Here is an 8,254-nt window from a genome sequence, read left to right as displayed (position 1 = left end):
TTTATTTATTAATGAATGCGATTGGAAAAAAGCAATTCACAAAACTAACAAATTAATTATAACATGTAAAATCAATTATTTCAATCTTTTTTTACATTTTATTTAAAAAAATTTAATTAATTTATTAAATGTTAAAAGTTGATGCTATTTCATCTAAAAGCTTTACTTTTTAACATTTTTTTATCGCAAAAAATTAATTCATTTTTAAACATTTGCAACATTATTTATTTTATCAAATTTATCAGCTTTTTAACAATTTTTTTATCAAAAAAGAACATCTTTTTTCCTTAAGAAAGAAAGATGCCTAAAAAGCGTGTAATCGCTCTTTTTAACTTTTGGAAAAGGAGACAATCATTATTACTTTCTTAGACCAGAGTGTTCATTAAATTGGCAAAAGGATAACCTTGGATAAAATTGCTAATTAACTTTTTAAACAAAGGAAAATTATTTGTAATTTGTTGTTGCGTTTGGGTGTTTAAACGTTTTAAAACATACTGTTCTAAGGGAATACGAGAATCAAGACCAACTCCTATTCTTAATCTTTTAAATTCCTTAGAATTTAGCATATCTATGATATTTCTTAAACCATTATGACCGCCATGACCGCCTTTAGATTTCAGTTTAAAAGAGCCTGGTTCTAAATTGATATCATCTACCAACACTAAAACATCATCCTTAGGGATATTGTATTTTAACATCAGTTGTTTGATGGCTTTGCCCGAAACATTCATATAAGTTTGCGGTTGAACCAACAAAAAAGTTTCTTGTTCTAATTGAAGATGAGAAACGATACTGGATAGTTCTTTTTTAGTAGTTAAAATGTTTTTTTTCCATTCTTTTTCTAAATAATCAATCAACATAAAACCTATATTATGCGGGGTTAATTCAAACATTTTACCTGGATTTCCTAAACCTACAATTAGTTTCATTTGCTCTTCCTTTTTTCTTATTTTTTTCATTGTTTTTCAAATAAAATAATAACATTTAAAACCTTTAAAAGATAAAAAAAATAACAAAAAAACAGAGAAAAGTTTTTTTGTTATTTCCTAGTTAAAAAGTTTAATTATTTAGTTTCAACTTTATTTTTGTTATTAATGATTTTTTTTCTTAAAGTGTCAAAACATAACATAACCGCTACCGGTAAAAGTAAGTATAAATAATCTACATATCTGATAGGTTGAGTTTTGAAAAAATTATTTAAAAAACCTATTTTTTGAGAAATTAACACAAATAAGAATAACTCGGAGATAATTCCCACGCATAAAAGTTTATTTTTCTTGTTGTAACTTTCCCAAAAATATAATTTATCCGAACGACAAGCAAAAGCGTTTCCTACTTGAGCAAAAATAACTGCTCCGAAAGCCATTGTGGACGCGCGCATGAAATCTGTGTTTTTAGGAATTGCTGAAAAAGCTATTCCGTGATCGCCGAAAAATTTGTAACCACCAAAAGCTAAGAAAAAGACTAATGCTAATACACCTTCTACGATACCTAAAAAGCCATAACTTCGTTTTAATAATTTTTTGTCTAATAAATGATCATTTTCGGTACGAGGTTTGTGTTCTAATAAATCTTTTTCAGGTTCTTCAGCTCCTAAAGCGATAGCAGGAACTAAGTCCGTTAATAAATCAATAGCTAAAATCTGCATAACAGTTAAATATAGAGGTACTTTAAATAAAGCCATCACGATAATAGGGAAAACTTGAGGAATGTTGGAGGATAAAACATAAGTCATGAATTTTTTAATATTAGAATATATTCCTCTAGATTCTAAAACTGCTTTAGGGATAGTGGAGAAATTATCATCTAATAAAATCATATCCGCCGCATTACGAGCGACATCTTTACCAGATTTACCCATTGCAATACCAATATGAGCGGCTTTCATAGCTAAAATATCGTTTACTCCGTCACCTATAGCTCCCACTATTTCATCATTAGCGCGATAAGCTTCAACAATTCTTAATTTGTGTTTAGGAGTTGTACGGGAAAATAAAACAGGAACTCTTGTTTTTAAAGATTCTTGCAATTCTTCTTGCGACATTTTTTCTAATTGATTACCGTCTATATTGATATATTCCTCTTCGATAATACCTACTTGTTTAGCGATAGAAATAGCGGTAGGACCGTAATCTCCTGTGATAACAGTGATTTTTAAACCAGCTTTTAATAAGTCTTTTACTGCGCCTTTAACTTCAATTTTAGGAGGATCGAAATTAACAGCGAAACCTAAGAAGACCATATTAGTTTCTTCTAAAGAATCGTCTTCAATTTTTTTATAAGCAATAGCTAAAATACGATAGCCTTGGTTAGATAATTCTTCGTTTCTTTCGTAAAAGAATTCTTTTTCTGCTTCAGAAAAAGAGCTTACTTGGTTATTTTTATATTGAGCATTACACTCTTTTAATAAAACGCTTGGAGCACCTTTCACAAATAAATATTTACTACCAATATCATATTTTTCTTGCGCTACATTCGTCACTAAAACACTCATTTTTTTAGTTTCTGAAGAGAAAGGAGTAGTTTTTTCAACTGTAAAGTTTTGACGTACTTCATCGATAGAAAGCCCGTATTTACTAGCAGCTACTAATAAAGAACCTTCGGTAGGATTACCTACCACTTGATAATCGCCTTTATTTTTTTCATCATCAATTAAGTTCGCTTCTGAAGCCATAATAGAAGCGATAAAGATTTTTTTCAAGACTTTATCGTCTGTTTCTTGGTTTAAATTTTGGAATTGTCCTTCTTTTTTTAAACCATTACCAGTAATATCAACATAACCGCCCGGAAAGACAATTTTTTTACAAGTTAATTGGTTTTCTGTTAAAGTTCCTGTTTTATCGGTACAAATAACTGTAGCAGAACTTAATGTTTCCACTGAGTATAATTGTTTAATTAAAGCGTTTTGTTTGGACATTCTTTGGGTTCCGATAGCTAAACTTAAATTGATAGTCGGTAATAACCCTTCAGGAATATTCGCCACTAACATACTTAAAGCTACTACAACAGCGCCACTTAAAGCGCCTTTCCAAGTGTTATCGGGTTTAAAACGCCATAAACATACAAAAAAGACTACTAAAGCTAATAAAGAAGCGATAAAACTAATTGTTTTAACTACTCTGTGAATTTCTTTTTCTAAAGTAGATAATCCTTTATCGATGTTTTCGGATAAAACAGATACTTGCCCTATTTGAGTGTTTTCTCCAATAGAATAAACAACCGCTTTAGCGCTACCTTCAGAAACTGTTGTACCTGCATAAACTAAATTAGGCATTTCAGCGGCAACACATTCATCTTGCATGTTAGGATTAGCTGTTCTATTTAAGGGGATCGTTTCACCTGATAACATGGAGTTATCAACGAAAAAATTATTAGCTTGCACTATCCTTAAATCAGCGGGAATAGTAGTCCCTACTTCTAAAAAAATTAAATCTCCGATAGTTAAATCAATAACATCTATCACTTCTATTTGATTGTTACGATAAACTTGGATTTTTTTAGGCATCATGTCACTTAAAGAAGACAAAATTTTTTCTGCTTTGCTTTCTTGGAAAAAAGCGAAAATACCGTTAACAATGACAACTAAGAAAATGGATACTCCGATTGCCCCTTCATCAATTAAAAAAGCTAAAGTACCTGATATCCATAATAAAATAGCGAACATGGAGGTAAATTGTTTAATAAATTGTTTAAAAACATTAAAAGTTTTAGCGGATTTAATATCATTTGACCCGTATAAAAGTTTTCTTTTCTGTACTTCGTTATCATCTAATCCTGTTGGTGAGGTTTGAAAGTGTTTAAACACTTCTTCTTGTGATAATTTACTGATTTGCAAAATATCGTTATTGTTCATAAATTCCCTTACTCTTTTTTTAATTTGTTTAAAAAAACAATTTTAATATATTCAAAATATATTTATATCATCTATTTTAACAAAATAAATATCTTTTTTTAAAAAAAATAGTTTCTTCAAAGGCATTATCATCAATACCTTTGATCTAGCCATAAAACCGTATCTTCAAACGCTTTTTGCGCTTCTATATCGTGAAATAAATTATGATAAGACTCTTGATATAGAATTAATTTTTTATCTTTAGAAGGCACTTTTTCAAATAAAAAAGAACCATTTTTAAAAGAAATAATTTTATCTTGGATGCTGTATAAAAATAAGACAGAACCAACATAAAAAGATAATCTTTTTTGTAAATATTGAGGACTTAAAACTAATAAATTGCGCATTAAACGCGGAGTAACATATTCCAAATGATAAGGAAAATAACCCTCATATATAGGAGTATGAGCGATTTTATTAGATAAAAAATTAAGTTTCCTTGGTTTAAAATTAAACCAATAAAAAGGGTATTTTAAATGTTTATTGTTCAGTACATGAGCAGGAGCGGAACTGATAATAGAACCATTAACCTCGCCATATTTTACCATATAAGCGTTAGTAATGATTCCACCCATACTATGACCGATTAAAAAAATTTTTAAAGAAGATTTTTTTTTAATTTCTTTCACAAGAACAGCCAAATCATCGACCAAAACATGAAAACTCTTTACATCTCCTCTCGGACCGTCACTTTTACCGTGACCTCTAACATCGTATAAAATAACGTTATAACCGGCTTGACATAAAAAGTCAGCTAAAGGGAGATAATCTTGTGAACTTTCGCCCAATCCGTGAGTAATAATGACATTAGCTTTCGGATTAGGAACGTTTTTAAAATTAATATAAAAAAAATTTTTATTAATAAACATATCAACCTTTTTCAAGAAAAAGAAAGTTTATGTTTAACCTTCTTGATCTTTATTTTTAATTAATTTTTCATATTGACTTAAATATTTTTTATATTTTTCTTGTTCTTCTTGGATTTTAACTTTACTAGCTTTTTCTAAAAAGGAAGGATTATTTAAAATCTTTTCACTTCTTTGAATTTCGCTTAAAAGTTTTTTTAACAATTGCGGCGATTGATTATCAGCTTGATTTTTTTTCAATGCTTGCAAGTCTTTTTTAGGCATGAAAACATATGTATCTTTGTCAAAAAACAACCATTCGTATTTTTCTTCTTGTAGTTTAGGAGTTGTTTTAATCTCCGAAGCCATTAAAAAATTCTTTAAAACAGGCTTAATAGCGTTTATTTCTGATAGTTTTTCTCTAGGAGCTTCTATATATAAAGAAAATAAAGTCTTTTTGTTTATTTGATAATTTTGTCTAAATTGACGCATTTTAACGATTAAATTTTTAAAAGTTAAGAAATCATCAGAGGAAGAATGAACTGTGTTAATTTGCGGCAATTGTTCGTTAATAATAGGTCGTTCAAAAGCCATTTCTTCATAAATAGCGTCAGTTACAAAAGGAATGAAAGGATGGAGCAATTGTAAAGTGATTTTTAAAATATAAAGAGCGAACTTTTGGGAATTTAAAGATACCTCTGGGTCGTACTCTTTTAAAACAATTTTTAAAAATTCTAAATGCCAATTAGCTAAATCTTCCCAAACAAAATTATACAAGAGACTGCCTACAATATTAAATTCGTATTTATCGTATAAATGGTTTGTTTCTTCCATTAAACGTGATAGTTGTGATAATAAAAATTTTTCCGGCATTAATAACGTTTCAGCGTTAAAATCAGTTTGATCTGTAGTAATGTTTAATTTAATAAAACGACTAATATTCCAAATTTTATTAATAAAGTTCCAACTGGACGCTATTTTAGTTTCGTTATATAATAAATCTGCACCTGGGGAAGAATTAGTGGTTAAAAACCACCTTAAAGCGTCTGTTCCGTATTTATCAATGATTTCTATCGGATCTACGCCGTTTCCTTTGGATTTAGACATTTTTTGTCCTTGCGAATCTCTGATTAAACCATGTAACAAAACATCTTTAAAAGGTATTTTGGCAATTAAATTCATACTTTGTAAAGCCATTTTAGAAACCCAAAAAGTTAAAATATCATAACCCGTCACTAAAGCATCAACAGGAAAACGTCTTTGGAATAACTCTACGTTATTATTAGGCCATCCTAACGTACATAAAGGCCATAAAGCGGAAGAAAACCAAGTATCTAAAACATCTGGATCTCTTTGGAACCCATCGCCTGGATCTTGTGATTGGACCTTAATTTCATCGCCTTTATACCACACAGGTAAAGGGTGTCCCCACCATAATTGACGCGAAATACACCAATCTTCTAAATTGTCCAACCAATGATTAAAAGTTTTTAAAAAACGTTTTGGAAAGAAGTTAATTTGATGTTCTTGTAAAACAGATTGCGAAATAGCTTTAGTTTTTAAAAACCATTGCAATGATAACCTAGGTTCAATAACAACACCAGAAATGCTTGAAAAACCGACTGAATGAGTATAATCCTCTATTTTGGTCACTAATTTTTGGGTAGTTAATTTTTGGATTAATTGTTCACGACAATCAAAACGATCCATTTTATCGTATTCTTGCGCTAATTCGTTCATAGTTCCGTTAGGATTCATACAAGAAACTATTTTTAAATCATGTCTTTGAGCGATTTGGAAATCGTTCACATCATGAGCCGGAGTTACTTTTAAAATGCCTGTCCCAAAATCCTTTTCCACATAGTTATCAGCAATAATAGGTATTTTAGTTTTTGTTCCCGGAACAACCACTTTTTGACCGATTAAATGTTGATATCTTTCATCATCAGGATGAACGGTTAAAGCTTGATCTGCAAAAATAGTTTCCGGTCTTGTAGTTGCTACTTCTACGTAATTAGCGTTATCATCGGCTAAATAATATCTTAAATAATATAATTTACCCTCTACTTCTTGATAATTAACTTCTACTTCAGAAATCGTAGATTGAGTAAAAGGGTCCCAATTGATAATTTTATAATCACGATAAATTAATTTTTTATCGTAAAGTTCGATAAAAACTTTTTCTACGACTTGGCTAAAATCTTTATCTAAAGTAAATTTTTCGTAATCATAATCAAGATGAAGACCTAGACGCTCCCATTGAGTATGAATATTTTGAGTATATTCATCTTTCCATAAAGCGGCGTATTTTAAAAAGATTTCTTTGGTTAGATTTTGTTCGGTAAAACCTTCTTCTTTTAATTTTTGTTTGATTTTACTTTGAGTCGCTATACCGGCATGATCCATTCCTGGCAAAAAAAGGACGTCAAAACCCAACATTTTTTTTCTTCTGATAATGATATCTTGTAAAGTGTTGTTCCAAGCGTGACCTAAATGTAGTTTACCCGTAATATTCGGAGGCGGAATAACAATAGTGAAAGGTGTTTTATTGGGGTTATTTTGTGTTTTAAAATAGCCTTTTTCTAACCATTTAGCGTATCTTTTATTTTCTACTAATTTAAAATTATATTTTTGTTCCATATTTTTCTTAATCCTAATTTTTTAGCTTTAAAACACTAAAAAATATTTTATCTTTAGTTCATAATAATTATTATCTTATACCAAAAAGTATCAGATTTAACAAAAAAATAAAAAATAATGAATTATGTATTTATTTTATCATAAATCAAATTAACTATTTCATTTAAACCGTCTTTATTTTTGCAAGAAAGTGAAAACATAGGGATATCTTCTTCAGGGGCACCAAATTCTTTTTTGATTCTTTTCATTTGGTTAATCACTTGATTTTTCAACACTTTATCTTTTTTATTTAAAATCAAAAAGACTGGTAAATTGTATTCTCGTAAATTATGATAAATATCTAAATCCATCTTGGTAGGACCTATTTTAAAATCAATAATTTGAAAAATAATTTTAACAAAATGGTTGTTTTGTAAAAAATTATTAATCATAGGGAAAACGCTTTGTTTAAAAGTTTTATTTCTTTTAGAATAACCATAACCTGGCGAATCAACTAAATAAAACGCATCATTTAATAAAAAATAATTAATAGTGGTGGTTTTACCAGGTGTTTTAGAAAATAAAGCTAATTTTTTTTTATTGGTTAAAGCGTTGATAAAAGAACTTTTGCCAACATTACTACGTCCCATCAAAAAAACTTCTGATAAACGGGGATCAGGACAATCAATAGGGTCTTGAATACTTTTAATAAAAACAGATTTTTTAATCATTTTTTTTGCCTCAATATATTTCCTATATAGTGTTTTTAATAAAAAAACTCATAAAAAACTATTTATATTTTTTTCATTGAAAAAGGATGTTTTTTTATTTATTTTTCTATAATGTATTTATTTCTTTCCATCAGTTGATATGAAAATCATTTTCTTATTTTTTTCAT

Annotated in this window: 5 protein-coding genes; all 5 read right to left on the bottom strand. The window is 28.9% G+C overall.

What is annotated here, in order from left to right:
- Positions 1-365: 365 nt before the first annotated feature.
- Complete coding sequence (gene pth, locus HR065_RS02800) at positions 366-929, bottom strand: aminoacyl-tRNA hydrolase (protein WP_178734382.1); 564 nt, start codon at positions 927-929, stop codon at positions 366-368.
- A 134-nt stretch (positions 930-1,063) separates the two neighbouring features.
- Positions 1,064-3,853, bottom strand: coding sequence for a cation-translocating P-type ATPase (locus HR065_RS02795; RefSeq protein ID WP_178734381.1), 2,790 nt, complete (start codon positions 3,851-3,853; stop codon positions 1,064-1,066).
- Between the two features lie 131 nt (positions 3,854-3,984).
- A complete protein-coding gene (locus HR065_RS02790; protein ID WP_178734380.1) occupies positions 3,985-4,761 on the bottom strand; it encodes an alpha/beta fold hydrolase in 777 nt (258 codons plus the stop codon).
- Between the two features lie 33 nt (positions 4,762-4,794).
- The gene (locus HR065_RS02785) at positions 4,795-7,377 is read right to left on the bottom strand and encodes a valine--tRNA ligase (RefSeq protein WP_178734379.1); all 2,583 of its coding nucleotides are present in this window, start codon (positions 7,375-7,377) and stop codon (positions 4,795-4,797) included.
- Positions 7,378-7,499: 122 nt separating this feature from the next.
- Positions 7,500-8,087: a ribosome biogenesis GTP-binding protein YihA/YsxC gene (gene yihA, locus HR065_RS02780; RefSeq protein WP_178734378.1), complete on the bottom strand. Its 588-nt coding sequence runs from the start codon at positions 8,085-8,087 to the stop codon at positions 7,500-7,502.
- Positions 8,088-8,254: the final 167 nt, after the last annotated feature.

Source organism: Candidatus Phytoplasma pruni (assembly GCF_013391955.1).
Lineage (GTDB): Bacteria > Bacillota_I > Bacilli_A > Acholeplasmatales > Acholeplasmataceae > Phytoplasma.
The sequence above is the reverse complement of the archived record's forward strand: the minus strand, read 5'-3'. Positions and strand labels throughout refer to the sequence as shown.

Coding starts and splice junctions, on each gene's coding strand:
- HR065_RS02785 (WP_178734379.1), bottom strand. CDS start 7,377: ATGGAACAAAAATATAATTTTAAATTAGTAGAAAATAAAAGATACGCT.
- HR065_RS02790 (WP_178734380.1), bottom strand. CDS start 4,761: ATGTTTATTAATAAAAATTTTTTTTATATTAATTTTAAAAACGTTCCT.
- pth (WP_178734382.1), bottom strand. CDS start 929: ATGAAACTAATTGTAGGTTTAGGAAATCCAGGTAAAATGTTTGAATTA.
- HR065_RS02795 (WP_178734381.1), bottom strand. CDS start 3,853: ATGAACAATAACGATATTTTGCAAATCAGTAAATTATCACAAGAAGAA.
- yihA (WP_178734378.1), bottom strand. CDS start 8,087: ATGATTAAAAAATCTGTTTTTATTAAAAGTATTCAAGACCCTATTGAT.